Source organism: Geobacillus genomosp. 3 (genome assembly GCF_000445995.2).
GTDB lineage: Bacteria > Bacillota > Bacilli > Bacillales > Anoxybacillaceae > Geobacillus.
The window spans coordinates 3,324,566-3,350,751 of record NC_022080.4; the positions used below are offsets into that span (position 1 = coordinate 3,324,566).

General features: G+C 53.5%; 30 protein-coding genes. 9 read left to right on the plus strand and 21 right to left on the minus strand.

Annotated features, from left to right (window positions below):
- Nucleotides 1–66: 66 nt before the first annotated feature.
- The 6 genes from M493_RS16575 to speE form a co-directional block, all read right to left on the minus strand.
- Nucleotides 67–234 (minus strand): XapX domain-containing protein, encoded by a 168-nt coding sequence (locus tag M493_RS16575; RefSeq protein WP_020961544.1) that lies wholly within the window; start codon nucleotides 232–234, stop codon nucleotides 67–69.
- Between the two features lie 81 nt (nucleotides 235–315).
- The gene (argS, locus tag M493_RS16580) at nucleotides 316–1,989 is read right to left on the minus strand and encodes an arginine--tRNA ligase (protein WP_020961545.1); all 1,674 of its coding nucleotides are present in this window, start codon (nucleotides 1,987–1,989) and stop codon (nucleotides 316–318) included.
- A gap of 4 nt (nucleotides 1,990–1,993) precedes the next feature.
- Complete coding sequence (locus tag M493_RS16585; RefSeq protein ID WP_041267805.1) at nucleotides 1,994–2,425, minus strand: DUF1934 domain-containing protein; 432 nt, start codon at nucleotides 2,423–2,425, stop codon at nucleotides 1,994–1,996.
- Between the two features lie 162 nt (nucleotides 2,426–2,587).
- Nucleotides 2,588–2,959, minus strand: coding sequence for a hypothetical protein (locus M493_RS16590; protein WP_020961547.1), 372 nt, complete (start codon nucleotides 2,957–2,959; stop codon nucleotides 2,588–2,590).
- A gap of 142 nt (nucleotides 2,960–3,101) precedes the next feature.
- The gene (speB, locus tag M493_RS16595; RefSeq protein WP_020961548.1) at nucleotides 3,102–3,977 is read right to left on the minus strand and encodes an agmatinase; all 876 of its coding nucleotides are present in this window, start codon (nucleotides 3,975–3,977) and stop codon (nucleotides 3,102–3,104) included.
- 12 nt (nucleotides 3,978–3,989) lie between these two features.
- Nucleotides 3,990–4,817 (minus strand): polyamine aminopropyltransferase, encoded by an 828-nt coding sequence (gene speE / locus M493_RS16600; RefSeq protein ID WP_020961549.1) that lies wholly within the window; start codon nucleotides 4,815–4,817, stop codon nucleotides 3,990–3,992.
- A gap of 227 nt (nucleotides 4,818–5,044) precedes the next feature.
- Between speE and M493_RS16605 the strand changes: the two genes are divergently transcribed.
- Nucleotides 5,045–7,090: a transglycosylase domain-containing protein gene (locus tag M493_RS16605; RefSeq protein ID WP_020961550.1), complete on the plus strand. Its 2,046-nt coding sequence runs from the start codon at nucleotides 5,045–5,047 to the stop codon at nucleotides 7,088–7,090.
- 128 nt (nucleotides 7,091–7,218) lie between these two features.
- Here the strand turns inward: M493_RS16605 and M493_RS16610 are convergent, their stop codons facing one another.
- Nucleotides 7,219–7,734 carry a YwhD family protein gene (locus tag M493_RS16610; protein WP_020961551.1) on the minus strand — a complete coding sequence of 172 codons (516 nt, stop codon included), beginning with the start codon at nucleotides 7,732–7,734 and terminating at the stop codon, nucleotides 7,219–7,221.
- Nucleotides 7,735–7,751: 17 nt separating this feature from the next.
- Entirely contained in the window at nucleotides 7,752–8,420 is a 669-nt protein-coding gene (locus M493_RS16615) for a site-2 protease family protein (RefSeq protein ID WP_020961552.1), read from the minus strand.
- 134 nt (nucleotides 8,421–8,554) lie between these two features.
- Between M493_RS16615 and M493_RS16620 the strand changes: the two genes are divergently transcribed.
- Both M493_RS16620 and M493_RS16625 read left to right on the plus strand, forming a co-directional pair.
- Nucleotides 8,555–8,743 (plus strand): 2-hydroxymuconate tautomerase, encoded by a 189-nt coding sequence (locus tag M493_RS16620; RefSeq protein ID WP_020961553.1) that lies wholly within the window; start codon nucleotides 8,555–8,557, stop codon nucleotides 8,741–8,743.
- Nucleotides 8,744–8,842: 99 nt separating this feature from the next.
- Nucleotides 8,843–10,144 carry an NCS2 family permease gene (locus M493_RS16625; RefSeq protein WP_020961554.1) on the plus strand — a complete coding sequence of 434 codons (1,302 nt, stop codon included), beginning with the start codon at nucleotides 8,843–8,845 and terminating at the stop codon, nucleotides 10,142–10,144.
- Between the two features lie 83 nt (nucleotides 10,145–10,227).
- Here M493_RS16625 and M493_RS16630 read toward each other — a convergent pair whose 3' ends face one another.
- The 3 genes from M493_RS16630 to M493_RS16640 form a co-directional block, all read right to left on the minus strand.
- Nucleotides 10,228–10,746, minus strand: coding sequence for a YwgA family protein (locus M493_RS16630; RefSeq protein ID WP_020961555.1), 519 nt, complete (start codon nucleotides 10,744–10,746; stop codon nucleotides 10,228–10,230).
- 13 nt (nucleotides 10,747–10,759) lie between these two features.
- Nucleotides 10,760–12,058 carry an HD domain-containing protein gene (locus tag M493_RS16635; protein ID WP_020961556.1) on the minus strand — a complete coding sequence of 433 codons (1,299 nt, stop codon included), beginning with the start codon at nucleotides 12,056–12,058 and terminating at the stop codon, nucleotides 10,760–10,762.
- Nucleotides 12,059–12,202: 144 nt separating this feature from the next.
- Nucleotides 12,203–12,430, minus strand: a complete 228-nt coding sequence (locus M493_RS16640) for a DUF1450 domain-containing protein (RefSeq protein WP_020961557.1) — start codon at nucleotides 12,428–12,430, stop codon at nucleotides 12,203–12,205.
- A 173-nt stretch (nucleotides 12,431–12,603) separates the two neighbouring features.
- Between M493_RS16640 and M493_RS16645 the strand changes: the two genes are divergently transcribed.
- Nucleotides 12,604–13,260, plus strand: coding sequence for an RsfA family transcriptional regulator (locus M493_RS16645; RefSeq protein ID WP_020961558.1), 657 nt, complete (start codon nucleotides 12,604–12,606; stop codon nucleotides 13,258–13,260).
- 144 nt (nucleotides 13,261–13,404) lie between these two features.
- Here the strand turns inward: M493_RS16645 and M493_RS16650 are convergent, their stop codons facing one another.
- Complete coding sequence (locus M493_RS16650; protein WP_020961559.1) at nucleotides 13,405–14,262, minus strand: lipoate--protein ligase family protein; 858 nt, start codon at nucleotides 14,260–14,262, stop codon at nucleotides 13,405–13,407.
- A 199-nt stretch (nucleotides 14,263–14,461) separates the two neighbouring features.
- Nucleotides 14,462–15,442, minus strand: coding sequence for a phosphate acetyltransferase (pta, locus tag M493_RS16655; protein WP_020961560.1), 981 nt, complete (start codon nucleotides 15,440–15,442; stop codon nucleotides 14,462–14,464).
- A gap of 235 nt (nucleotides 15,443–15,677) precedes the next feature.
- On the opposite strand from pta, the gene hemQ reads away from it, so the two are divergent.
- The 5 genes from hemQ to M493_RS16680 all read left to right on the plus strand — a co-directional run bounded on the left by hemQ (nucleotide 15,678) and on the right by M493_RS16680 (nucleotide 19,412).
- The gene (gene hemQ / locus M493_RS16660; RefSeq protein WP_020961561.1) at nucleotides 15,678–16,424 is read left to right on the plus strand and encodes a hydrogen peroxide-dependent heme synthase; all 747 of its coding nucleotides are present in this window, start codon (nucleotides 15,678–15,680) and stop codon (nucleotides 16,422–16,424) included.
- 356 nt (nucleotides 16,425–16,780) lie between these two features.
- A complete protein-coding gene (locus M493_RS16665) occupies nucleotides 16,781–17,224 on the plus strand; it encodes a cell wall hydrolase (protein ID WP_020961562.1) in 444 nt (147 codons plus the stop codon).
- A gap of 24 nt (nucleotides 17,225–17,248) precedes the next feature.
- The gene (gene gerQ / locus M493_RS16670) at nucleotides 17,249–17,830 is read left to right on the plus strand and encodes a spore coat protein GerQ (RefSeq protein ID WP_020961563.1); all 582 of its coding nucleotides are present in this window, start codon (nucleotides 17,249–17,251) and stop codon (nucleotides 17,828–17,830) included.
- A gap of 156 nt (nucleotides 17,831–17,986) precedes the next feature.
- Nucleotides 17,987–18,487, plus strand: coding sequence for a hypothetical protein (locus M493_RS16675; RefSeq protein ID WP_020961564.1), 501 nt, complete (start codon nucleotides 17,987–17,989; stop codon nucleotides 18,485–18,487).
- A gap of 22 nt (nucleotides 18,488–18,509) precedes the next feature.
- Entirely contained in the window at nucleotides 18,510–19,412 is a 903-nt protein-coding gene (locus M493_RS16680; RefSeq protein ID WP_020961565.1) for a prenyltransferase, read from the plus strand.
- Nucleotides 19,413–19,448: 36 nt separating this feature from the next.
- Here M493_RS16680 and M493_RS16685 read toward each other — a convergent pair whose 3' ends face one another.
- The 8 genes from M493_RS16685 to M493_RS16720 form a co-directional block, all read right to left on the minus strand.
- Nucleotides 19,449–19,820 (minus strand): DUF423 domain-containing protein, encoded by a 372-nt coding sequence (locus M493_RS16685; protein WP_020961566.1) that lies wholly within the window; start codon nucleotides 19,818–19,820, stop codon nucleotides 19,449–19,451.
- A 198-nt stretch (nucleotides 19,821–20,018) separates the two neighbouring features.
- Nucleotides 20,019–20,492, minus strand: a complete 474-nt coding sequence (locus tag M493_RS16690; RefSeq protein WP_020961567.1) for a flavin reductase family protein — start codon at nucleotides 20,490–20,492, stop codon at nucleotides 20,019–20,021.
- Between the two features lie 42 nt (nucleotides 20,493–20,534).
- The gene (locus M493_RS16695; RefSeq protein ID WP_041268044.1) at nucleotides 20,535–20,738 is read right to left on the minus strand and encodes a 4-oxalocrotonate tautomerase; all 204 of its coding nucleotides are present in this window, start codon (nucleotides 20,736–20,738) and stop codon (nucleotides 20,535–20,537) included.
- A gap of 167 nt (nucleotides 20,739–20,905) precedes the next feature.
- Nucleotides 20,906–21,685, minus strand: a complete 780-nt coding sequence (locus M493_RS16700) for a 2-keto-4-pentenoate hydratase (RefSeq protein WP_020961569.1) — start codon at nucleotides 21,683–21,685, stop codon at nucleotides 20,906–20,908.
- A 249-nt stretch (nucleotides 21,686–21,934) separates the two neighbouring features.
- The gene (locus tag M493_RS16705; protein WP_020961570.1) at nucleotides 21,935–22,708 is read right to left on the minus strand and encodes a 2-keto-4-pentenoate hydratase; all 774 of its coding nucleotides are present in this window, start codon (nucleotides 22,706–22,708) and stop codon (nucleotides 21,935–21,937) included.
- Nucleotides 22,709–22,741: 33 nt separating this feature from the next.
- Nucleotides 22,742–23,776, minus strand: coding sequence for a 4-hydroxy-2-oxovalerate aldolase (dmpG, locus tag M493_RS16710; RefSeq protein WP_023817795.1), 1,035 nt, complete (start codon nucleotides 23,774–23,776; stop codon nucleotides 22,742–22,744).
- A gap of 15 nt (nucleotides 23,777–23,791) precedes the next feature.
- The gene (locus M493_RS16715; protein WP_020961572.1) at nucleotides 23,792–24,691 is read right to left on the minus strand and encodes an acetaldehyde dehydrogenase (acetylating); all 900 of its coding nucleotides are present in this window, start codon (nucleotides 24,689–24,691) and stop codon (nucleotides 23,792–23,794) included.
- A 16-nt stretch (nucleotides 24,692–24,707) separates the two neighbouring features.
- On the minus strand, nucleotides 24,708–26,147 hold the full coding sequence (locus M493_RS16720; protein WP_020961573.1) for an aldehyde dehydrogenase: 1,440 nt from the start codon (nucleotides 26,145–26,147) through the stop codon (nucleotides 24,708–24,710).
- Nucleotides 26,148–26,186 lie beyond the last annotated feature (39 nt).

A 26,186-nucleotide genomic window follows, 5' to 3' on the forward strand; every position in this document is an offset into this window, starting at 1 on the left:
GCGATCTCACATCGCCAACATGGCGCCAGCCGGGATTGAATCAGCTTGCCATCCTGCGGCCGCCGTTCATTTCCAAAACAACGCCAGCCATTGAAACAGCCGCATCCCGAGATACACCCCGACGATGCCGGCAATGCCGGCCAACGCCGGAGGGGCCGGAATCGGCAGGCGGAACAACGTGAATAAACAACCGACGACCATGCCAGTGACAAGCGACAAGATGACTTCTTTCATTCGTTGATCCTCCACCGTTGTTTTCCTTTAGGATGTCCAAACAAAAAGGGGGCAATCGCCCCCTCCGTTCGGTTTGTTCGTTTACATTTGTTCGGGCGCTGAAACGCCGATGAGTGCCAAGGCGTTGCGCAACGTGATTTGCACCGCCTTCACCAGCGCAAGGCGGGCTCTCGTTTTTTCGATGTTGTCAAGATCAAGCACTTTTTCCGCGTTGTAGAAGCTATGAAGCGCTGACGCCAACTCAAACGCATAGGCAGTGACGCGGTGCGGCATCCGCTTGAGCGCCGCCTCAGCGACCACGTCCGGGAAGTCGCCGAGCACCTTGAGCAGCTCAATTTCCTTCTCGGTCTCCACTAAATGATGCAAAGCGAGGTCGCCTTCGTGCGACACGTTTTGCTCTTCCGCCTGGCGGAGAATGCTTGAGACGCGGGCGTGTGCATATTGGACGTAGTAAACCGGATTTTCATTCGACTGCGATACGGCCAAGTCCATGTCAAAGTCGAGATGCGTATCGCCCGAGCGCATCGCAAAGAAATAGCGGACGGCATCGACGCCGACTTCCTCCATCAGCTCGCGCATCGTCACCGCCTTGCCGGTGCGCTTGCTCATTTTCACGCGCTCGCCGTTTTGGTATAAATTCACCATTTGGATGATTTCGACTTCGAGCGCCTCCGGATCGTAGCCAAGCGCCGCAATCGCCGCTTTCATGCGCGGAATATAGCCGTGGTGGTCCGCCCCCCAGACGTTGATGAGCTTTTTGAACCCGCGCCGCAGCTTGTCTTGATGGTAGGCGATGTCCGGAAGCAAGTACGTATACGTGCCGTCTTGCTTAATTAACACGCGGTCTTTGTCATCGCCAAAGGCGGTCGAACGGAACCATGTCGCGCCGTCTTGTTCGTAAATGTAGCCGCGCTCGCGCAACGTCGAGAGCGCCTCATCGATTTTGCCGCTTTCATAAAGCGACGTTTCCGAATACCAGACGTCAAACGGAACACGGAATGCGGCCAAATCTTGTTTAATTTTGTCGAGCTCATAACGAAGACCGTACTCGCGGAAGAACGCAAGCCGCTCCTCTTCATCGGCGTGGACGAACCGGTCGCCGTATTCCTCGGCCAGCTGTTTGCCGATTTCGACGATGTCGTCGCCGTAATAGCCGTCCTCCGGCAGCGGCATATCGGTGCCAAGCGCTTGGAAATAGCGGGCTTCGACCGATTTCGCCAAGTTGTAAATTTGCTTGCCGGCGTCGTTAATGTAGTATTCGCGCGTCACGTCAAAGCCGGCTTTCGCCAAAATGTTGCAAAGCGAATCGCCGACCGCCGCGCCGCGGGCATGGCCCAAATGCAAGTCGCCGGTCGGGTTGGCGGAGACGAACTCGACTTGCACCTTTTCCCCGTTGCCGACGTTCGATTCGCCGTACGCTTGTCCGGCCTGCAAAATCGCCGGTACGACCGCCGTCAAATAGCGGTTGTCCATGTAAAAGTTGATAAAGCCCGGCCCCGCCACCTCAACGCGCGCCACCGATACGCGTCCGCGGTCGAGCTGCGCGGCGATGGCTTCGGCGATCGCCCGCGGCGGTTTTTTCGCAAGGCGGGCAAGCTGCATGGCGATATTCGTCGAGTAATCGCCGTGCGCCTTTTCGCGCGGCACCTCAAGCAGCACTTCCGGCAGCTCGTCGGCCGAAACGAGCCCGGCTTTTACCGCCGCCTGGCGAATTTCGTCTTTCAGCTGTTCTTTCATTTGTCCGACAATGTTCATCGGCTTATACCCCCTTAAATGTCAACGTCAACGTATGGCGCCCGCTCCGCTCGTTTTGCAGCACGAGTTCGTAGGAGAGAAAGAGCCGCCCCCGCTTCCGCTTGTCGTCATAGTGAAACTCGATCGCATCCGTTTTCGCCGCCATCGCCCACCGCCCAAACGCCGTTTGGTAATGGCCGGGCAGCTCTTGCCGGCGGCGGAACGTTTGCCGCATCTCGACCGCCCCGGAGCGAATGACGACGACTTCCTCAGGCGCGATTTTCACCGTCGTTTTCACCCGCCCCAGTTCGTTTTCCTCCTCAAACTGCAAATAGCCCGTTGTCCCTTTTATGTAATACACACCGTCCGCCTCAAGCACGACCGTCTCCCGGCGCGCACTGTCGCGGATGACAGCGACTTGGCGAAGCTGCACCGGCATACCATTTCGTTCCTTCATGGCTGAACACACCTTTGCGAGCAAAACAGTCATAACATTAAGTATAAAGAACTGCCCCGTCCGATTCAAGGGGGGACAAGCTTGGCGGCGGGTTTCTGTCCCCGTTCGCCAAAAAGAAAAAAGCCCAAAGCCGAAGCCTTGGAGCTTTTCTCCAACCACATTTTATGACGGTGTCCGAACGTTTTGCAGCACGTTAACGGCAAACGCAATAACCGCGAGGACGACGAGCACCCCGCCGATGGCCGTCACCGGCACGAACGCTTCGTTGCCGTAAACGACGAAAACAAGACCGATCATCATAACCGGCAACCCGATATTGTGCAGCCAAAAATGAACGTTGGCCAACTTGGTGGCTGCTGCTTGCGGGAATAAATGATAAATAATACCGGCAAGCGTCAGTGCGGTCCAGCCGAGCAAGTTAATATGGACATGAACCGGAGTCAGCGTAAACGAATGGGTCATGGACATGCCAAGACCGATACAGACGCCAATGACAAAGTAGACAACGGAAATTTTGATCAGCTTCACGCCCATCTTTGTTCCCCCTCCCCCCTTTTCTTTTGTTAATATATTACATATTATTATGTTCCGTACCCTTATATTCCTGCTCCTTTGGCCCTACCCAAGAAAAAAAAGCGCCCTCGCACATTGGCGATTTAGGCGCTTTTTCCTATGTTCACTTCACCACCCAGCCGAGCAGCATTTCTCTCACAAGCTTGCTCGCTGTGTTGGCGGTTTGTTCCGAATGGTCGTAAATCGGCGCGACTTCCACTAAATCGGCGCCGACAACGCGAACGTCAGAGCGGGCGATCTCATGGATCGCCGCCAACAGCTCTTTCGATGTAATCCCGCCGGCATCCACCGTTCCCGTACCCGGAGCGTGGGCCGGGTCGAGCACATCGATGTCAATCGTCACATACACCGGGCGGCCGGCGAGTTTCGGCAGCACCGAACGGAGCGGTTCAAGCACGTCAAACTTGGCGATGTACATGCCGTTTTGTTTCGCCCATTCGAACTCTTCTTTCATGCCGGAGCGAATGCCGAACGAAAAGACGTTCGTCGGGCCGATGAGATCGGCGGCTTTGCGGATCGGCGTCGCATGCGACAACGGCTCGCCTTCGTAATGTTCGCGCAAGTCGGTATGGGCGTCCATGTGAATGACGGCCAAATCCGGGTAATAGTCGTGCACGGCTTTGATGACCGGCCAAGAGACAAGGTGTTCGCCGCCGAGACCGAGCGGAAACTTGCCGGCATCAAGCACTTTTCTGACGAACTGTTCTATCAGCTCCAAGCTGCGGGCGGCGTTGCCAAACGGCAGCGGGATGTCGCCGGCGTCAAAGTAACGGACATCCTTTAGCTCCCGGTCCAAATATGGGCTATATTCTTCAAGGCCGATCGACACTTCGCGGATGCGGGCCGGACCGAACCGCGAACCGGGCCGGTAGCTGACGGTCCAATCCATCGGCATCCCGTAGATGACCGCTTCGCTCTCCTCGAAATTCGGATGGCTGCCAATAAAGACGTTGCCGGAGTAAGCCTCATCAAACCGCATTCATCTTCCCCCTCATTTCACCAAGTCCGCGACAAACTTCGGCAGTACGAAACACGCTTTGTGCAGCTCTTTCGTGTAATATTTCGTGTCAATGTCGTGGAACCGGTCGTCGCTGACCGCAAGCGGGTCGTATTTTTTCGAGCCGAGCGTAAACGTCCAGAGCCCGCTCGGATACGTTGGAATGTTCGCCGTATACAAACGGGTGATCGGGAAAATTTCTTTCACATCGCGGTAGACGTTGCGGATCAAGTCAGCTTTAAACCACGGGTTGTCCGTTTGGGCGACGAACATGCCGTCCTCTTTCAACGCGTTGGCGATCCCGGCATAAAACCCTTTGGTGAACAAGTTGACCGCCGGGCCGACTGGTTCCGTCGAGTCGACCATAATGACGTCGTATTCGTTTTCGCTTTGGGCGATGTGCATAAACCCGTCATCGACTTTCACTTCGACGCGCGGATCATCAAGCTTTCCGGCAATTTCCGGCAAATATTTTTTCGAATACTCGATCACTTTGCCGTCAATTTCCACGAGCGTCGCTTTTTTGACGCTCGGGTGTTTCAACACTTCACGGATGACGCCGCCGTCGCCGCCGCCGACGACAAGGACGTTCTCCGGCTTAGGATGGGTGAACAACGGCACATGGGCGACCATTTCGTGGTAGACGAATTCGTCTTTTTGCGTCGTCATCACCATGCCGTCTAAAATGAGCATGTTGCCAAACTCCGCCGTTTCGACCATATCAAGCTTTTGAAACGGCGTTTGTTCTGTATGTAAAGTGCGGGTAATGCGTGCCGTGATGCCAAAATGTTCTGTCTGCTTTTCCGTAAACCATAGTTCCATCGGTAACATCCTTTCTCCGAACATTGCTTACTATCAAGTTTCCCTTGCCAACGAAAAACTAAACATGAAAAAGTATAGAGCAATCTAGCAAAAATGCAAGGGGAACAAGTTTAAAATAAAAAAATTTTTTTCATACTAGTAAGAAAAGCGGGGAGCGCCCGCCCGCTGCATTTCGCCAGAGGGCCAAACGACGCGCTTTTCCGCCAACATCGCCGAGGTGATGCGCAATGGAACCGATCCCGGGCAGCCGTTTTCGCGGCACGTGGAAATATGTGCGCGCCGCCATGTTTATTAGTGTTTTTCTTGCGATCTTTGCTTCCGCCGCCCTCGGGAGCTTTATTTTGTTCGCCAAAATCGAGGGCGCCCCGCCGGTTGCCGTGCCGCAAACGACGATTTTTTACGCGGATGACGGCCGCAAAATCGGGGAAAGCGACCATGGGCAAAAGCGGTACTGGGTCCGGCTTGATGACATTTCCCCGCACGTCATTGAAGCGACGATCGCCGTGGAAGATCGAAAGTTTTACGAACATCACGGATTTGACTTGAAACGGATCGCCGCCGCGGTGTTGGCCAACATCCAGGCCATGGACAAAGTGCAAGGGGCGAGCACGATCACCCAGCAATATGCCCGCAACTTGTTTTTAACGCATGAGAAAACGTGGTCGCGGAAAATTCAAGAAGCGCTGTACACGATCCGCCTTGAAGCCAACTACAGCAAAGAAAAAATTTTAGAAGGCTATTTAAACACCATTTACTATGGCCATGGCGCCTACGGCATCGAGGCGGCGGCGCGTTATTATTTCGGCAAGCATGCCGATGAACTGACGATAAGCGAAGCGGCCATGTTAGCCGGCATTCCGAAAGGCCCATACTACTATTCGCCGCTTGTGAACGAAGAGCGGGCGAAAGCGCGGCAAAAAATCGTGCTCACCTCCATGGTGGAAGCGGGCTACATCAGCCGCGAAGAGGCGGAGCGGGCGTACCGCGACAAGCTCGTTTACGTCCGCCACCGCGAACAGGAGCAGCCCATGGCCCCGTATTTCCAAGATGTCGTCAAACAGCAGCTGCGCACGAAGCTTGGCCTTGATGAGCGGACGATCGAGCTCGGGGGATTGCGCGTCTACACAACGCTCGACCGGCGCCTGCAGCGAATCGCCGAAGAACAATTTAAGCAAGTCATCAGCCCCCATTCCGCCATCCAGGCGGCATTGGTGGCCATGGATCCGCGCACAGGGGAAGTAAAGGCGCTCATCGGCGGCCGCGATTATGAAGAAAGCCCGTTCAACCGCGCTGTGCAAGCCGAACGCCAGCCGGGGTCGACGTTTAAACCGTTTTTGTATTACGCGGCGATCGAGCAAGGGTTTACCCCGTCGACGCAACTGCGCAGCGAACTGACCACCTTTACGTTTGACGGGGGCCGGGCGACGTATACGCCGCATAACTACAACGACTATTACGCGGACGGCCCGATTACGCTTGCCCAGGCGCTCGCCGTCTCCGACAACGTCTTCGCCGTCAAAACGCTGCAGTTTATCGGTGCCGCTAAACTCGTTGAAACAGCGAAAGCGCTCGGCATTACGAGCAAACTGAAGGCCGTGCCGTCACTCGCCCTTGGCACGTCGCCGGTGAAAATGATCGACATGGTCGCCGCATACGGCACGATCGCCAACTACGGCAAAAAAGCGGGCCCGGTGTTCATTAAAAAAGTCGTCGACGCGAACGGAAACGTCTTATATGAACACAAACCGGCAAGCGAGCAAGTACTCGACCGCGACGCGGCGTTTGTGACCGCCCACTTAATGACCGGGATGTTCGATCCAAAGCTCAACGGCTATACGACCGTCACCGGGCAGTCGATCGCCGATGAAATGACGCGCCCGTACGCCGGCAAGTCCGGAACGACGAAAACGGACAGCTGGATGATCGGCTTCGCCCCGCAACTTGTTGCCGGCGTCTGGACCGGGTACGACCGCGGTGAGACGATGAGCCGCTTTGATGAGAAACAATACGCGAAACAAATATGGGTTCGTTTTATGGAGGAAAGCCTCGCCGGCGAGCCGGAAAAATCGTTTAAGCCGACCAAAGGCGTCATCGGCGTCTACGTCGACCCGCAAAACGGAAAGCTGGCGACCGATTCGTGCCCGGTGAAGCGGAAAACGTATTATATCGCCGGCACAGAACCGGTCGACTATTGCACTGATCATTGGGAAAAGAAAAAGAAGAAAAAAGAAGACGGCAAAAGTTGGTGGGAAAAATGGCTGCCGTGGTTCTAAAGAAAATCCCCTGCGTTTGCACGCAGGGGATTTTCTTGTCCTAGTTTTCCTGTGTTATACATGTAGATTTAGTTTATCCTTTTTTCCAAACAAGAACAAGCCCTTGCCCATATCTTTTCACAAAACCGTCACATTTCCCCTTCCAAATCTTGTTTCAGCTTATCGCTCGAGCGGTTCCATATCTCGATGTCGTGGCCTTTCAAAAAGTTCGCGAGCACCCGTTTTGATTTGGCGTCCATATGGTCGACGATAATGTGCCGCTTCAGCGATTTATCGAGCCGGTTCACATGTTCCGGCAACAGCTTATAGCCGCGGCGCGCCTCGCGATCAACCGTCATTTCGCACGCCGTCACCCCGGCGTAATACGGGCCGTCGGCGCCACGCTCGATCGTCACCCAGACGATCCAATACGGCTTGCCGTTCGGGACGGCGGAACGGTCGGGCAAAAATTTAATGCCGCGCTCGACAGCGCTGCGCGCATGCATCGCCCCCATGTCGACGAACGCTTCGCCCGCTTCGACGTCAATGATGACCGGCGACACGTTTTCCAAGCTCAACGCCCCGGCGCCAAAGCCGCGGTGCCCGTCGGTCGGATCGTCCTTAATGATGTTAAACCCGATGTTTTTTTTCTTTTTTTGCTCCACTCGCTTCTTCCTCCTTCCTACATAAACAAGCTGGCAGCCAACGACTGCAAGTTCTCAAGCACAAACGGCAGCGCCACTTGAAACACCGGCTCAATCGTATAACGGTCGAGCGGCGTCAGCACGAGAATAAGGAAAATGAGCGCCCCGTAGTTTTCCCATTGCGTCATTTTCGCCCGCAACCCGTCCGGCGCCAAATCTTCAATAATACGATACCCATCAAGCGGCGGAAACGGCAATAAATTAAACACAAACAAGACGGTGTTCAAGCCGATAAAAATTTGGAAAAACATATCGAACCCGGCCGCAAACCAATCAGGCAACGCCCGCATGATGCCGAAATCGATCATCGCATACCAGATGACAAACCCGAGCCCGGCCAGCACCAAATTGCTGAGCGGCCCGGCGACCGACACAAGAATGCCGGCCAGGCGCGGATTTTTAAAATGGAAGCGGTTGACCGGAACCGGCCGCGCCCAGCCAAATCCAGCCAAGAAAATGAGCAGCGTGCCAAGCAAATCCAAATGGGCAAACGGCGATAATGTCAACCGCCCTTGATTTTTCGCGGTCGGGTCGCCGAACTTGTACGCGACATACGCATGGGCGAATTCGTGCACGGAAAACGCCAGCGCCAGCGTCAAGAGCACATACGGAATTTCGCTTAACGAATACGGCAAAATGTGTTCCACGTGATTAACTCCTTTTCCCCTGTATTCACTATCCTTAGTATACATGATTTACCGTCAAAAGTGGACTCAACTTCCTTGCCGCATGGTATAATAAGCGCGACAGCACTCGACAATAAAATTAGGAGGGAATGGCTATGCCGTACGTCACGATCAAAATGCTCGCCGGCCGCACGGACGAGCAAAAGAAAGCGCTGGTGGAAAAAGTGACCGACGCCGTTGTGGAAACGACCGGGGCGAAAAAAGAGAGCGTGGTCGTGTTCATCGAAGAAATGACAAAAGACCATTATGCCGTCGCCGGAAAACGGCTGAGCGACGCGGAGTAACAAACGGGGGGCGCCAGCGGGCGTCCCCGTTGCTTTTTGGGATAAAAACGAATATTATTATAGTTGTCTTTCATATTGTTCGTTTTTAGGAGGTTGCCTATGATTCGTTTTTCGGACAACACTGTCGACCACAAAACGGAAATTTTCGCCGGGTTGACAACATTTTTAACGATGGTATATATCATCGTCGTCAATCCGGTCATCTTGTCGGACGCCGGCGTCCCGTTTGAACAGGCGTTCACCGCCACTGTCATCGCCACCGTTGTCGGCACGCTTTGGATGGCCATCTTCGCCAACTATCCGATCGCCATCGCGCCCGGCATGGGGCTGAACGCGTACTTCGCCTATTCCGTCGTCGGGTCGCACGGCGACATTTCGTACGAAACTGCGTTTTCCGCCGTGTTCGTGGCCGGGGTGCTGTTTTTGCTGCTGTCGCTCACCCCGCTCCGCAGCAAGCTGATCGAAGTGATCCCTGACAGTTTGAAGCACGGCATCACCGCTGGCATCGGGCTGTTTATCGCTTTCATCGGCTTGCGGCTGACCGGAATCATTCAAGCTCATCCGCAAAATTTAGTGGCGCTTGGCAACTTGCATGCCCCGTCGGCTCTGTTGACGCTCATCGGCCTCGCCGTGACGCTTGTACTCATGATGCGCGGCGTCAACGGCGCGCTCTTTTACGGCATGGTCATCACCGGCGTCATCGCCTACGCGACCGGTCAGCTTCACTTTGACAAAGGAATTGTGTCGCTGCCGGCGCTGCCGGACGGGCTTGTCGTCGCCAATCCGTTCGCGGCCGTCGGCGATGTCATTAGCCACAGCTTGTACGCTGTCGTCTTTTCCTTTTTGCTCGTCACGCTTTTTGACACGACCGGCACGATGATCGGCGTCGCCCAGCAAGCCGGGCTGATGAAAGGAAACACGTTGCCGCGCGCCCGCGAGGCGCTCTTGGCCGACTCGGTCGCGACGACGATCGGCGCCATGTTTGGCACGAGCCCGACGTCCGCGTACATCGAATCCTCAACCGGCGTCGCCGCCGGCGGCCGCACCGGCTGGACGGCGCTCACGGTCGCCATTTTGTTTATCGCAGCCGCCTTTTTCAGCCCGCTCGTCGGCGCCGTTGCTGGGCTTTCCGCCATCACCGCTCCGGCGCTCATTGTCGTCGGCAGCTTGATGATCAGCAACATCGCCCATATCGATTGGCGCGAATTGGACGAGGCGTTCCCGGCCTTTCTCATCATCTTAAGCATGCCGCTCACCTCCAGCATCGCGACCGGCATCGCGCTCGGCTTCGTCTCGTACCCGCTTTTAAAAATCGCCCGCGGCCGCTGGCGCGACGTGCACCCGCTGTTGTACGTGCTTGCGGTGCTGTTCTTTTTGCAGCTGGCGTTTTTGCCGCATTAATGAAGAAGGTGTCCCCGGAACAATGGGACACCTTTTCGTCTATGGCCAACTGACGATCCGTTGAAACCGCATTTTCCACCCGTCTACACACAAGCGCTCTTGTGGCATCGGCTGCGCAGCGCCTCAATATACGCATACGCCTCTTCGATTTCGTCCTCGGTATAGCGCTGTTTGCTTTTTAGGACAGCGATCTTCTCTTTTACGTCGTCTTTTGGCAAATGTTCAAAATAGAGCACGGTCGAGACAAGCTCCAAAAAGCGCGCGTTTTGTCCGTTCATCGCCTGCATGCATTCGGCAAGGCCCGGCATCTCCCAGTCGTAATGGCGCAAAAACTGTTCGCCCGCTTCGGTCAATGTGTAGCGGTATTGCACATAGCCGCTTTTTTTCTCTTTCACTTCATGCAAAAAGCCGAGCGCGCACAGCTCTTCGATGCGGCACGTCAACTCTTCCGAATACGGGCCGTAAAAGTGAAAGTCAAACTTCTCATAAAACGGAAAGTCGAGCTTCTTGGCGATGTAAATCATTTTTTGCAGCTTTTTGCGGCCCGCTATTTCCCCGGCGGCCGCCAACGCCTTCATCACTTTCGCATGCTCTGTGAGCACTCCCCGTCATCTCCTAACCCTTTAAAATTTCCATAATTTTTTTCTTTACTGTCCGCTTCGTCGACATGTCTTCAAGAAAATCAGCGGGGAAATAGAGCTTATGGTCGGTGCGCCGCTTGCCGGAAATGGCGTCAACAAGCACCGATTCGCGCGACAGCTCGCGCAATTCCCCGTTCGGCATCAACAAGTAAATCGGCAGGCGCTCGCCTTCTTCGCCCGGCCGGTAAAAATCGTACGGCAAATCGGATGACGAATCGACGACTAAGTAATAGTCCGGGTCGATCCCAGCCTTTTTAAACAGGCCGGTCAGCTCGATCAGCTTTGCCATTTGCTCGTTTGTCGGATGGAATTCCGTATATTTGAACAGGCGGCGGTGGACAAACCGCCGGCATAAGTCGCTTAAGATCGGATCCCGCTCGTATTGCCATTGTTGGAAGTAAAACAATATGACCGCTTCATCGAGCGCCAAATAGTCGCCAAGCGTTACATGGCCCTCGAAAAACGACAAAAAGTGAACCGGCTTCGTCTGAAAGGCATACCCGTCTTCGTACAGCTGTTTCGCCCGATGCAAAATTTTCGTCAAAATGACTTCAGCGCTGCGCGTCACCGGATGGAAGTACACTTGCCAATACATTTGATAGCGGCTCATAATGTAATCTTCAACCGCATGCATGCCGCTTCGCTTAATAACCACTTGGTCCTCGCGCGGACGCATGACGCGCAAAATGCGCTCCATGTCAAAATAGCCGTAGCTGACGCCGGTGTAGTACGCATCGCGCAACAAATAGTCCATCCGGTCGGCGTCAATTTGGCTCGAGATGAGACTGACGACGAGCTTATTCGAGTACGTCTTGGCAATCACTTCCGCCACTTTTTGCGGAAAATCGCCATCAACCGCACGCAGCGCGGCATTTACTTCCGTATCGCCTAAAATGATCGCTCTCGTAAAATCTTCATGGTCAAGGTGAAACACTTTTTCAAACGAATGGGAAAACGGCCCATGCCCCAAGTCGTGCAACAGCGCCGCGCATAAGCAAAGAAGGCGCTCGTTATGGTCCCAATGGTCGCGGCCGACGAACACATCGTCGATGATGCGGCGGATGATTTCATAAACGCCAAGCGAATGGTTGAATCGGCTGTGCTCGGCGCCGTGGAACGTCAAATACGTCGTGCCGAGCTGCTTAATGCGGCGCAGGCGCTGAAACTCTTTTGTACCGATCAAATCCCAAATGACTTTGTCGCGAACATGTATGTACCGATGCACTGGATCTTTAAATACTTTTTCTTCATGAAGCTGCCCGCCGGGATACATCGCGTCCTCCTCTTCCGTCTCCAACATACATCTATTATACGCCGTTTCTTTTGGCAAAGAAATAGTTGACTTTTTTCCCCGCCTTTCTCCATTATTGACGGAAAAAACAAAAAATCACCTTCTTTCGGCAAAGAAGGTGACCGATTAGCGTTTTTTCAGTTTTTCGGCAATTTTATCGATCAGTTCGTCTTCCGTCAATGCCGCCACCGGGCGATTGTTGACGAAGGCGAACGTTTTTTTTCGTCCCGGACCGCAATACGACTGGCAGCCGATTTTAATGACCGCATCCGGATCGAGCTTTTTCAAGCGCGGAAGCAATGTCTTTAAGTTCGGCGCCTTGCAGTCATCGCAAACGCGAAACTCGTTCGCCATCACTTTTCATCCCTTTCCACAGCGTTTGCTTTGTGTATTCTACCGCTTTCGCGGGAAAATTGCAAGCAAGCGGCTTTCATTCTTACAAGTTGCCAATCCTGTAAACTCGCAACGTATAATTTTTTTTCTTTTTGCCCATCCTTTTACTAGCAGCGAAAAAGGAGTGGAGAATGATGAAACAACGACAAGACGCTTGGACGGAAGAAGACGATTTATTGCTGGCGGAAACGGTGCTCCGCCACGTACGGGAAGGAAGCACTCAACTAAACGCGTTTGAAGAAGTCGGCGATAAGTTGAACCGGACGTCGGCCGCCTGCGGATTCCGCTGGAACGCGGTCGTCCGCCACCAATACGAAGAAGCGCTGCAAATGGCGAAAAAACACCGAAAAGAGCGGCAGCGGCTGCTCGCCAAACAAGGTGGGGTGAAGAAGCGGCGCCTGTATGAACCGCCGATGCCGTCATTGGAGGAGCTTGGCGACGTAATGCAGTTGCCGGCTGTCATCCCGGCGGCACCGCAACCTCAATCCGTAACGCTTGATCAGGTGATCGCCTTTTTGAAAACGTTCCAATCGCACGAACGAAAACGGGAAACGCTGGTCAAAGAAAACGAGCGGCTGCGCCGCGAAATTGAAGAATTAAAGCAAAAAAATGCGGAACTTGAAGAAAAGGTTGCGAAATTAGAAGAAAACTCGTCAACCGTCCAAGAAGATTTTGAGACGCTTGTCAAAATCATTAACCGGGCACGCAAAATGGTGTTGAAGGAAGAAGAAGAGCGGGGGTTGACTTTCCGCATGGACTCAAATGGAAATTTAGAAAAAATCGCCGAGTAACGACAAAGGATGCCGGGTGAAGATAGCGGCATCCTTTCCTTTTAGTTGGACGTTTACCATCTTTGTTTCCGGCAGCCAAAACGGCCCTTCTCAACGCCGTTGGCGAGCAACGAAGCTCTTTGTCTTGATCACAGCGAACAGACGTTACCCGTTGATGTCTTCCATTGGCTCTTTGGTGAATACGTTGGCATTTCGTTCGACAATGCGCGTCCAATATTGTTCATACCATTCCCATTCTTCACCGTCGAGAACGGACGAATACAAGGCGCCGCCAAGCGATTGCAGCGTGCGCCAAAGGGCGAGCAACAGCTCGTCGACTGACAACTCGCAGCCAATGAGTTCAGACAGCGATGCCATCACCCCCGGGACGACATCGGGGTAAGTGAATTTCGTTTCTTCCCCTTGCCGGCCGATCTCATAAAAGCGGCGAATGAGCTCGCCACGCTTTGCGCCGCTGCCGGTGACGCAAAGATAAACTTGTACCGCGACCCCACCGCGCACGCGCCGTTGGGAGATGCCGGCGAATTTTTTTCCACCGATGCTTAAGTCATAGCTGCCCGGGCAGTATGAGCCAACGACTTCCCCCGCCTCGACGCGGGCGCCGTATGGCGCGAGCATGGCGGCAATGAGCGCATACATCGCCTCATACCCTTGTTCGATGGCGATCTTGTGTTTCGTTTCCGGGAAAATGAGCGAGATGTTCAGCACTCCGCCGTCAAGGACAACAGCCAGCCCGCCGGAGTTGCGGACGACGACGTGGTACCCTTCCTTGCGCAAAAACGAAACGGCCTCATCAATATAAGGAAGCTTAGTGTCGGCGGCGCCTAAGACGACGGTATTCTCATGCACCCACGTGCGGACGACCGCATCCGACTGTCCCGCGCCAACCGCGGTGCATAATGCATCATCGATGGCAAACGATTGTTTCGCATCAAACAGCGGACCGAAATGCGACTGGTCGATGACCCGCCATTTCGGCTGCCGCAGCAGTTCATGGCTCATCGCGAGCAACCCCTTACGTTGAACGTTCCGCTCCCATTATACCACATCAAGCCGGAACCATTACGACCGGCAAAAAAAGAAAGCGGCTAAACAGCAGCCAGCCGCCTTCTTTGACCCCGAGCCATGCATGAACAAGGTGTCGCCCATTCTTTGGCGAAACGAACCGTTTCTGACTTCTTTTTTTCGGTCCGCCGCCTCTTTACTCCCCGAGCGACTGCGCCGCGGTGATGAGCGCGAGCTTATAGGCGTCTTCGGCGCTGCAGCCGCGCGATAAGTCGTTGACCGGCTTGTTCAGCCCTTGCAAAATCGGACCGACCGCTTCAAAGCCGCCGAGGCGTTGGGCGATTTTGTAGCCGATGTTGCCCGCCTCAAGGCTCGGGAAAATGAAGACGTTCGCGTCGCCTTGAATCGGGGAATCGGGCGCTTTCTTTTTCGCCACTTCCGGGACGAAGGCGGCGTCAAATTGGAACTCGCCGTCAACGATGAGGTCCGGCGCCATTTCTTTCGCCAGCCGCACCGCTTCCGCCACTTTTTCCGTCTCCGGCGACGAGGCCGACCCTTTCGTCGAAAAGCTGAGCATCGCAACGCGCGGCGTGAGGCCGAACATGTTCGCCGTGCGGGCGCTCTCGACCGCAATTTCGGCTAAGTCTTGGCTGTCCGGGGCGATGTTAATGGCGCAATCGGCAAACACATATTTTTCCTCGCCGCGCACCATGATGAACACGCCGGACGTTTTGCGGATGCCTGGTTTCGTTTTAATAATTTGCAGCGCCGGGCGGACCGTATCGGCCGTCGAGTGGGCCGCCCCGCTGACAAGGCCGTCGGCTGCCCCTGTATAGACAAGCATCGTCCCAAAATAGTTCTCATCCAGAAGCAGTTTGCGTGCCGCTTCTTCCGTCACTTTCCCTTTCCGACGCGCGACAAACGCGGAAACGAGCTCATCAAACCCGCCATAGCGGCGCGGATTGACAATCTCCACCCCTTCAAGCGGCAAGTCAAGCGCAGCTGCTTTCACCCTTACTGCTTGCTCATCGCCAAGGACGATCGGCTGAAGCACTTGCTCTGCCGCCAAACGGCTCGCCGCCGTCAAAATGCGGTCATCCGTTCCTTCCGGAAATACAATTTTCCGCCCGGTGCCGTCAACTTTCACCTTTAATGCCGTAAATAAATCGTTTGCCACGATTCATGCCTCCTTTATGATCGACTGGCGTTTTCCGTACGAAACACGCCAGCCTTCCTCTACTATTAAGCATACCGCTTTGGATGGGAAACGCAACGCTAGTAAGCCTTTCCAACCAATAATTCACCTTTTGGAACAATTCAGTATCTTTCGCCTAGTGCACGAACATCCGCTTTTTTGGCCAAACTATGATATAGTGATACTGTACGATTGATTGAATAAAGGAGTGACGATGATGAGCGAAGCGGCCCAAACGTTAGACGGTTGGTATTGTTTGCACGACTTCCGCACAATCGACTGGAGCGCGTGGAAAACATTGACAAACGAAGAACGCCAAGCGGCGATTGATGAGTTTTTGGCGCTCGTCGATCAATGGGAAGCGACGGAAAGCGAACAGCAAGGCAGCCATGCCATCTACACGATCGTCGGACAGAAAGCGGATATACTGTTTATGATTTTGCGCCCGACACTTGATGAACTTCATGATATTGAAACGGCGCTCAATAAAACAAAGCTCGCCGAGTATTTGCTGCCGGCGTATTCGTACGTCTCGGTCGTGGAGCTAAGCAACTACTTGGCGTCCGGCAGCGAAGACCCGTATCAAATTCCGGAAGTGCGCCGGCGCCTGTACCCGATTTTGCCGAAAACGAACTACATTTGCTTCTACCCGATGGACAAGCGGCGCCAAGGCCAAGATAACTGGTATATGCTCTCAATGGAACAGCGGCGCGAACTCATGCGCGCCCACGGCATGACCGGCCGGAAATACGCCGGCAAAGTGACGCAAATCATCACCGGGTCGGTCGGTTTGGATGATTTCGAATGGGGCGTCACGTTGTTCTCCGATGATGCGCTCCAGTTCAAAAAGCTCGTTTATGAAATGCGCTTTGACGAAGTCAGCGCCCGCTTTGGCGAGTTTGGTTCGTTTTTCGTCGGCACCCGCTTGCCGGTGGAAAAAGTTTCTTCATTCTTCCATGTATAAAAAAGAGGGGCCCAAACGCGGCAGGGCCCCTTCGCTTATGTTCCTATTCTTCAGGCAACCGGCGAACATCTTCCCCTGAAAGGTCAGCCAAATGAGCGATTTCTTCCGCCGTCATTCCTTTGCACGCCAGTTACAAATCAGCTGTTTCATTCCTTGCTTGATCCCTTCAGGACAAAAAATATTTCATAATCTGATTTCCTTTTTGGCCAACCTCCCCTGTTTTTGTCATATACAGCCCAACTGCCCCATACATATAAATCAGAAATTCCGTTTAAACCGTTTGTCCGCCTGTCACCATTTTCCCGTTCCATCAATAGCCTATTACTGTCGAAATTCACAACGACTGAGGTGACGATATGGGTCAGATCGCTCCCTCCATTGTAGCCCACACAGAAGAGGAAGTAAAGTTGCTGGCTCGGCTCATGCGAGCTGAAGCGGAAGGAGACGGGCGGCTTGGGATGCTCATGGTCGGCAACGTCGGCGTCAACCGCGTCATCGCCGACTGCCTTGACTTCCGCGGCATCCGCTCCATCCGGCAAATGGTGTTCCAAAGCCCGGGCGGCTTTGAGGCGGTGCAAAAAGGGTACTTTTACCAACGGGCGCGCGAAGTGGATATCGGACTAGCCCGCCAAGTGCTCCGCGGTTGGCGCTATCACCCGGCGACAAACGCGCTTTGGTTTTTCCGTCCGCCTGAAGGCGAGCCTTGCCCGCCGCAATGGTTCAACCAATGGAACGTCGGCCGCTACAAGTCGCACTGTTTCTTCGCGCCGACTCCATCCGATTGTCCGCGCGTTTATTAACATGTTTGATGAGGAGGTTTTTTCATGTCCAACCATACAGAAAACAATTTCTATCCGCTTGATGAGGAACAGCAATACCATTACTATGCGCCGTTCGACCCGGAGCGGCAGCAACCGTATGCGGCTTATCCGTACGGTTACCCGTATCCGCAGCCGTACTATCCGGCGGCGTACCCGTATGCCTATTACCCGCCGACGGCTGCTGCGCCGACCTTTGGTTTGCAAGCACCGACGTTTGCCGCCCCGACGCCGACACCGACCACCGCCGCTGCACCCGCCACCGCCGGCCCGACTGTTCCGGGGATGCTGCCGATCGAAGAATCGTACATTGAAAACATTTTGCGGCTAAATAAAGGAAAAATCGCCACCGTCTATGCGACGTTTGAAAACAACCGTGAGTGGAATGCGAAAGTGTTCCGCGGCGTCATTGAAGCAGCCGGGCGCGACCATGTCATCTTAAGCGATCCGCAAACGGGAACGCGCTATCTAATCCCTATGATTTATCTTGATTACGTCACGTTTGAAGGCGAAATCGCCTATGAATATCCGTTTGCCGGCCCGACGGCTGCGGCCGCGACACCGCTCGCCACATATACCCCGCGCTGAGGCGCAACATAGCCCATCCGAAAACCGGCAAAACGGCTCTTTAACTTGGCTGCCTTTTGGCAGCCTTCTTTTTTTAACTGATGTGATGGCTATCACAAACTGGTCCCCATCAACCATATATACTGATGGTAAACGAAACAAAAGAGGGGCTCGCCTATGGTTTGGACAGTACGCGACTTCTTGCTGGGAGTGCACATTGCCGCTGCGATGATATGGGTAGGGGGAATCGCATTCATTGGCTGGGCGGTGTACCCGGCCGCCCAATCAATGCCGCCGCTGCAGCGCCGGTCATTTTTCCGCTCGCTTATGCAGCGGTCGCATCGGCCACTTGCCGCCGCGGGCGCTGTCGTGATCATAACCGGAATCTTGCTCGGTACCGTCGCTGGTCCCATTCACCGTTGGGCGGACGTATGGGGGACTGTTTACGGCCGCTTATGGTTAGCCGCCCTCCTGACCGGGCTCACAACGCTCAGCTGGGGGACGTTTGTCGGCTACCGAAAAGCGATGGCCGTGTTTGCCGATGAACAGCTTTGGCGTCAGGCTGAAGACGGTGACGATGGGCCATTAAAAAAAGCCATGGCGTCGATCGTCGCCGTCCAATCGGTGGAAGCGGCCGGGTTTGTCGTGTTGCTCATATGCATGCTTTTACTTTCTTGATGGAAACGAGGGGGAGACATTGTTGAGCCATAAACATCACAACGAAAGCCAACCGCTGTTTTACCGTTTTTCATGGCTTCACTTAATGCGCCCGCCGACATGGAGCGGGACGATCAGCCCTGTGCTGGCTGCTGCCGCGTTTGCAGCGAAAAAGGCGAGTATGCGGCCCGGCGCGTTGTTGACTATGCTCATCGCCTCTGTCTTGATCCAATCGGCCGTCAACATGCTCAATGACTATTTTGACCGGCTGCGCGGCCAAGACGGCGACAAATGGACGGACACCCCCGGCCATGGCCCTGCCCACCGGCTGATTCCCGCCGCCGCTGGCGTCATGCTCGTTGCCGCCGGCGCCTTGGGCGGGTATTTGGCATGGCAAAGCCATATAGCCGTCGCATGGGTCGGCGTTGTCGCCATCGCATGCGGGATCGCCTACTCGGCGGGGCCGCGCCCGCTCGCTGCGCTTGGGTTGGGCGAGTTAACCGCTGCCATCTGCATGGGTCCGGTCATCACGATGCTCGCCTATGCCGTACACGGCCATGCGCCCGACGCTGCTGTGTTCGCCTTGTCCATCCCGTTTGCCTTCCTCATTGCCTCAATGATTTTGACGAACAATATCCGCGACATCGAAAAAGACCGGCCGTTTCGCCGCACATTGGCCATGCGGCTCGGGCGGAGAAACGCGGTGCGCCTGCTTGTGCTTCTTCTCGTCTCCGCCTATTTATCGATTGCTGCCTTGATCGTTTGGCATGTCGTCCCTTTGTTTGCCGCGATGACAGGGCTTGCGCTGCCGCTTGCTATCCGTCTTTGCCTCTGTTTCCGTCCGGGGGCTAGCCAAGCTGAACAAGCGAACGGCATGAAATGGGCGGCCCGGCATCATTGGGCGGCGGGGCTATTGTTAGCGCTCAGTTTGTGGCTTTCCTTATAAAAACAAAAAACGGAGCGTCCCGCTCGTGCGCTCCGTTTATAGCCATTTCAACGCCGCATAGCCGATCATCACCCAGGCGATCAAAAAGGCGACGCCGCCAAACGGGGTGATCGCACCGAGCGGCTTGATTTGCGTGACACTCAACACGTATAAGCTGCCGGAGAACAGCACAATGCCGGCAAACATCACCCAGCCGGCCGCGCCGATCAGCCCGGCGTTTGGCACCTTGCCAAGCAAAAGTCCGACGATAAACAGCCCGGCCGCATGAAACATCTGGTATTGAACCGCCGTTTTCCACGTGTCCAAATACCGATCCGGAATTTTTCCCTCCAACCCGTGCGCGCCAAACGCTCCCAACGCCACAGCCAAAAACGCGTTGAGCGCGCCGAGGAAGATGAACGTTTTCATCACGATCCCACCTTTCACATTTAGAGATCCCACCTTCCATTATAAATAAGGATATATCCTCGCCACAAATAGCAAAACTCCCATTTCCCCGTAACAGAATCCATTTTTTATTTTGCGCCAACATAACAAACGATGGCAAAAAACTGCCATCGTTTGTTGTCCCTGATCGAATTGTCATGCGGAAGAGCTTCTTTTTCCTCACATCTCTTCCGGTTTTTTCACATCAACATAACGTCCGCAGAAGAAGCCAAGGGCATCTCCGTCTTCGTACGTATAGCGTTTTACTTCTCCCAAAAACAAGATGTGGTCCCCTCCGTCATATTCCCGCCAAGGCGCGCATTCAATGACAGCAAGGCTTCCTTCTAAGTACGGAGCGCATTCGCCCTCCGCCCAAGGAATGGAAAGTTGCGGATTAGGCTTGCCGGCAAAATGGTTCGATAACTCCTTTTGCTCGGTGCGCAAAATATTAACAGCAAAAGAATTTCCGCTCATGTACTGACTTGCTTTTGTTTTCCGGTCAACAGAGACAAGAATGAGCGGAGGCTCAAGGGAGACAGATGTAAAAGAGTTGGCAGTCATCCCCCGCGGTCCCTCCGGACTATTGTACGTAATCACAGTGACACCGGTCGCAAACTTCCCAAAACATTTCCGCAAATCTTTCGTTTCGATCATTTGCTTTTCCCTCCTATCCGTATGTTTTCATTCTCTTCTTCATCATTGTTTCGGGAGCGTTTCTTTTTCATCCAAAGTGACTCCCCCGACACTCCAATGCGACTTCGGGAGTTCGTAAATCGCGATACGAATATTTCCTTTCGGAGCATTTAGCGTACGGGCGATCGCCTCGGCAACTTCGGCAATCATCTGCTTTTTTTGTTCCTCTGTTCTTCCTTCAAGCATGTGAATTTGCACGAGTGGCAACTTTTTCCCCTCCCCATTAAGCAAATCAGTAATTTCATGGTGCGTGTCGATGAAGGGACGCATTCCCCGATGGGGGAAACGTTGTGAACCTTCCTTTCCATCACGCTCAACAACCGTTGATCTACAAGAAACCGTCGTGTTTCACTTGTTCTTCTATTCGGCGTTCCTCACTCAAACACAACTTGCACATCGCCCAAATGGGCAAAACTGGCTTGCACGACATCCCCAGGTTGAACAGCGATCGCTTCTGTAATTCCGCCGGTAAGCACTAAATCTCCCGCTTTTAGCCGCTCCCCTTTGCGGGCCAGCATTTTTGCCAGCATTGCGACAGAACGGGCAGGATGGCCTAACACATTGGCAGGGGTCCCGGTGGCTTTCACTTCCCCATTAATGCGCAGCGTCATTCCGAAAGTTGCGACTTCTTCCTTTTTTGCGCCAACAAGGCGATGACCAAGAACAAATTTTGCTGAAGAAGCATTGTCCGCAACGACATCCGCCAACGTAAAACGAAAGTTTTCATAGCGGCTATCAATAATTTCAATAGACGCCATGAGATGGTCTGTCGCCTCTAACACTTCTTTCTCTGTCACATTCTCTCCGCTCAAGTCTCTGCCTAGCAAAAACGCCACTTCTGCTTCAACACGCGGATGAATAAATGAATTGTAGGAAAGACGTTCCCCATTTTCTACTAACATGCTGGCCAGCAATGTTCCATATACTGGTTCCGACACGTTCATTTGTTTCATCTTAGCCGGGCTCGTCAGCCCCATTTTATATCCGACTGCACGATCCCCTTCCTTTTGTTTATGGGCTATCCATGCCTCTTGAATCGCATAGGCTTCCTCTATGTCAAAGCGATGGGATAAACTGAGACAAGGGATCGCCTTGCGCTGCTTTTCCGCTTCCTCTAAGATCCTCACAATTCCGTCCCATTTTCCGTTTTCCAACAATGTTCCCCTCCCGTTTCGTCTGTCTGTTCCAGCCATGAAGCAGCGGCATTACTAAGCGGCCGTTCAATGTGACATGCTTCCTCTGTCTATGCCAACGCTTCGAAACGGGGGCTTCTCGGACGATCCGTCTCATCGTGGAAAGTGAATCGAGCGGATTCGTTGTCCACCCCGCGGTTCGAAGCCCGGTTCGTCCTTTTTATGGCGCCCGTGCATCTTCCAAAAGAGGAGACTGTTTTTAGGAATGGGCTAAAATTGAACCGACAGCGTTTCCCAACCAGAAAATTCGACGTTCACCTTATCGCCTGGCCGGACATCGACCGCTGCCGATAAAGCACCGGAAAGGACGACTTCTCCAGCCTTAAGCGGAATATCAAACCGGCCGAGAAAATTGGCAAGCCAAGCGACGCTGTATAGAGGATTCCCGAGCGCCGCCGCGCCTGTCCCCGTATTCACCAATGTATCGTTCACATATAGCGCCATTCCGATTTCCGTAACATCGATGTCTTGAAGCGGAATCGCTTCTTTCCCAAGAAGAAACAAGCCCGAAGAAGCGTTATCCGCGATCGTATCAGGAAGCCGGATGTTCCAATCGCGAATGCGGCTATCGACAATCTCGATCGCCGGCACAACCCGATCGACGGCGTTGATGACGTCAAGATGCGTCAGCCCAGGGCCTTTCAATGTTTTTTTGAGAATGAACGCAATTTCTCCTTCCACTTTCGGCTGCAGGAGCTTTTCCCACGGCACACGGTCTCCCGCTTTGATTTCCATCGTATGAAGCAAATGCCCATAATCGGGTTCATTCACTCCGAGAAGCTGCTGCATCGCTTTTGATGTGAGCCCAATTTTTTTCCCGACGATCCGATCGCCTTGATCGACTTTGCGACGGATATTGATCAGTTGAATTTGATATGCTTCCTCCGGTGTCAAGGAAGGGATGTGCGTTGTGAGGGGATCGATCCCTTCCCGCGTTTTTTCCGCTCGAAAAAGACGTTCAGCCAACTCTTCCAATGAAGGCATGAGCTGCTTCCTCCTTAAAATATTTGGCCGATATCACATCATCGTGACATTGGCTGTTTTCTTTTTGATTTCCAAAGCGACGTCGACAATCATATCCTCTTGGCCGCCGACGACTTTTCGTTTGCCAAGCTCGATTAAAATATCGCGGGCATCAACGCCAAACTGTTCTGCTGCGCGAAAAGCGTGAAGAAGGAAGCTGGAATAAACGCCCGCATATCCCATTGTTAAACTCACCCGGTCGATTTGCACGGGGCGGATCATTTTCGGTTTCACAATGTCTTCGGCGGCGTCCATGGCACTGTAAATATCGAGTCCGGTATCAATGCCCCGTTTATCAGCCGCCGCAGCGAACACTTCTAAAGGGGTGTTGCCGGCTCCTGCTCCAAGCCCAGCCAAGCTGCAGTCGATGCGGTCTGCCCCGGCGTCGATCGCAGCAAACGAGTTGGCGATGGAAAGACCGAGATTGTGGTGGGCGTGAAACCCGATTTCCACGTTGGGAGACAACGCTTGCCGTAAAGCGCTGACTTTTTCGCCTGCCTCTTCCGGAAGCATCGCACCGGCAGAATCCACGATATAAACGACATCAGCTCCATATGATTCCATCTTTTTCGCTTCTTCCACAAGAGTGCTTGCCGAAACCATATGGGACATCATTAAAAACCCGACAACTTCCAACCCCAACCGTTTCGCTTCCCCCATATGTTGTTCAGAAATATCCGCTTCTGTGCAATGAGTGGCGATCCGAATCGTTTCAACCCCGATTTCTTTCGCGCGGGCCATGTCTTCGGCTGTACCGATGCCGGGGAGAAGAAGAGCGGTCAGTTTCGCACGTTTGATCGACTCACGCGCTGCCCGCAACAAGTCTTCTTCTGTCTCTTTCGAAAAACCGTATTGAATCGTCGATCCGCCCAAGCCGTCCCCGTGAGTGACTTCAATATGGCTGACACCTAACGCATCAAGTTTAGATGCAATTTCCTTGACATCGTCCACGGAAAATTGGTGTTTGACAGCGTGCATCCCATCGCGCAGCGTCACATCCGTGATTTTGACTTTTTTCTTTTTCATCATATCCGCCTCCTTCTTCTACTCGTTTTTCACTACGGCGAGACGATGTTTAGCCATCTCTTCTGCCACTTTCACCGCTGCTGTCGTCATGATGTCCAAATTTCCAGCGTACACAGGAAGAAAATCGCCAAGCCCCTCTACTTCAATCGACACGTTGACGATACCGTCGCGGAAAAGAATATCCCGATTGAGGCGGTAACCCGGTACGTACGTTTGAATATAAGACACCATATCATGGATGGATTTGATGATGTTCGCTTCCGTTTCTTTGCCGACATCTCCCACTTGGCAGTAAATCGTGTTGCGCATCATAATCGGCGGTTCGGCCGGGTTGAGAATGATGATCGCTTTTCCTTTTTTGGCTCCGCCGATCACTTCGTGAGCTTTCGCTGTCGTTACCGTAAATTCATCAATGTTTTGCCGCGTGCCGGGCCCGGCGCTTTTGCTTGAGACGGTGGCAACAATTTCGGCATACTCGACCGGGGTGACCCGTTGCACGGCATAGGTGATCGGCACTGTCGCCTGGCCGCCGCATGTAATCATGTTGACATTCAACGTATCCAGATGCTCATGAAGATTCACGGCCGCACAAACGTAAGGCCCACGCGCTGCAGGGGTAAGGTCGATCGTCTGGATACCGAGAGTCTGCAATATTTTTGCATGGCGCACATGAGCTTTCGCGCTCGTGGAATCAAATACAATGTCCGGATGCACGCCGGCGTCGATCGCTTGTTTTAACCCTTGATCAAACGTCTCCAATCCCTTCTCTTTCGCCCGCTTCAAACCTTCGGATTGAGGATCGATGCCAATCATCCAGACAGGCTCGACCCACGGGCTGCGCAAAAGTTTATACATAAGATCAGTACCAATGTTCCCAGACCCGATAATGGCGGCTTTCAGCTTTTTGACGGCTGTCATCGGTTTCTCCCCCTTCTTAAAGTTTGACTGTAATGTTGGTCAGTTCGGAATAAAAATCGATGCTATGTGCTCCCCCTTCTCGTCCGATGCCGCTATGTTTCATCCCGCCAAACGGGGTGCGTAAATCGCGCAAAAACCATGTATTGACCCAAACGACCCCAGATTCGATCTGATGGGCGACGCGATGCGCTCGTTTTAGGTCACTCGTCCAAATCGTCGCACTCAATCCATAGTCGCTGTCATTAGCCCGGGCGATGACTTCTTCTTCTGTGTCGAACGGAAGGACGCACGCCACAGGACCAAAGATTTCTTCTTTGACTACGCGGCATTGGTCATCGACATCCACAATAATGGTCGGCTCCAAGTAATAGCCTTTTTCAAGGCCTTGCGGACGCTTTCCTCCCACTAGGATGCGCCCTTCGCTGCGGGCGATGTCTAAATAGCCGGATACACGTTCCAAATGCTCCTTGCTAATTAAGGCGCCTACATCTGTTTTCGAATCAAACGGATCGCCGACGACAAGCTGCTTCGTCCGTTCCACAAACCGTTCAAGAAATTGGTTATAAATCGGACGTTGTACGTAAATGCGCGATCCCGCTAAGCATACTTCCCCTTGATTGGAAAAACTAGATTTGATCGTTGTTTCGATCACATCATCTAAATCCGCATCGCTAAAGATGATGTTCGGGTTTTTCCCCCCTAGTTCAAATGACAGACGTTTCAATGACTTTGCCGCTGCAGCCATGATCGTTTTTCCTGTATGGGTCTCCCCGGTAAATGAAATGGCATTGACATCCGGATGCTCTGTCAAAAACTGGCCTGCCGAATGAGGACCGAAGCCGTGAACAATATTGACGACTCCATCCGGCAATCCGGCATCCTTCATCACTTCCGCAAGCAGGGTCGCTGTCATCGGCGTCAACTCTGCCGGCTTCGCAACGATCGTGTTCCCCATAGCGAGAGCTGGAGCCATTTTCCAAGTAAGCAAAAGCAACGGCAAATTCCACGGGTTGATTAGCCCGACGACGCCTACCGGCCGGCGGATCGCATAATGAAACTGGCCTGAATCCATCTGGTACGATTCCGTCCCCACAGAGTGAAGATAATCGGCAAAAAAGTGAAAGTTGTACGCCGCCCGCGGAATGTCGAGATGAGCGGACAACGAGTAAGGTTTCCCTGTATCGAGAGATTCCAATCTAGCAAACTCTTCTTTTCGCTCTAAAATGAGGTCGCCAATCCGTCGAATGACAGCGATGCGGTCATGAATGGAATATTTGCCCCATTCCCCTTTCAACGCGCGTTTGGCCGCTTGTACGGCACGGTCAATTTCTTCCCTCCCCCCCTCGGCAACCCAACCGAGCTCCTCTTCGGTTGCGGGATTGATGTTCGTAAACCGCTCCCCTGACTCAACGAACTGGCCATTAATAAAGTGACGGCAATGGAAGGTGAACCCCACTTTTTTGATCCCCTTTCGTTATCTTATATAATATCAAAT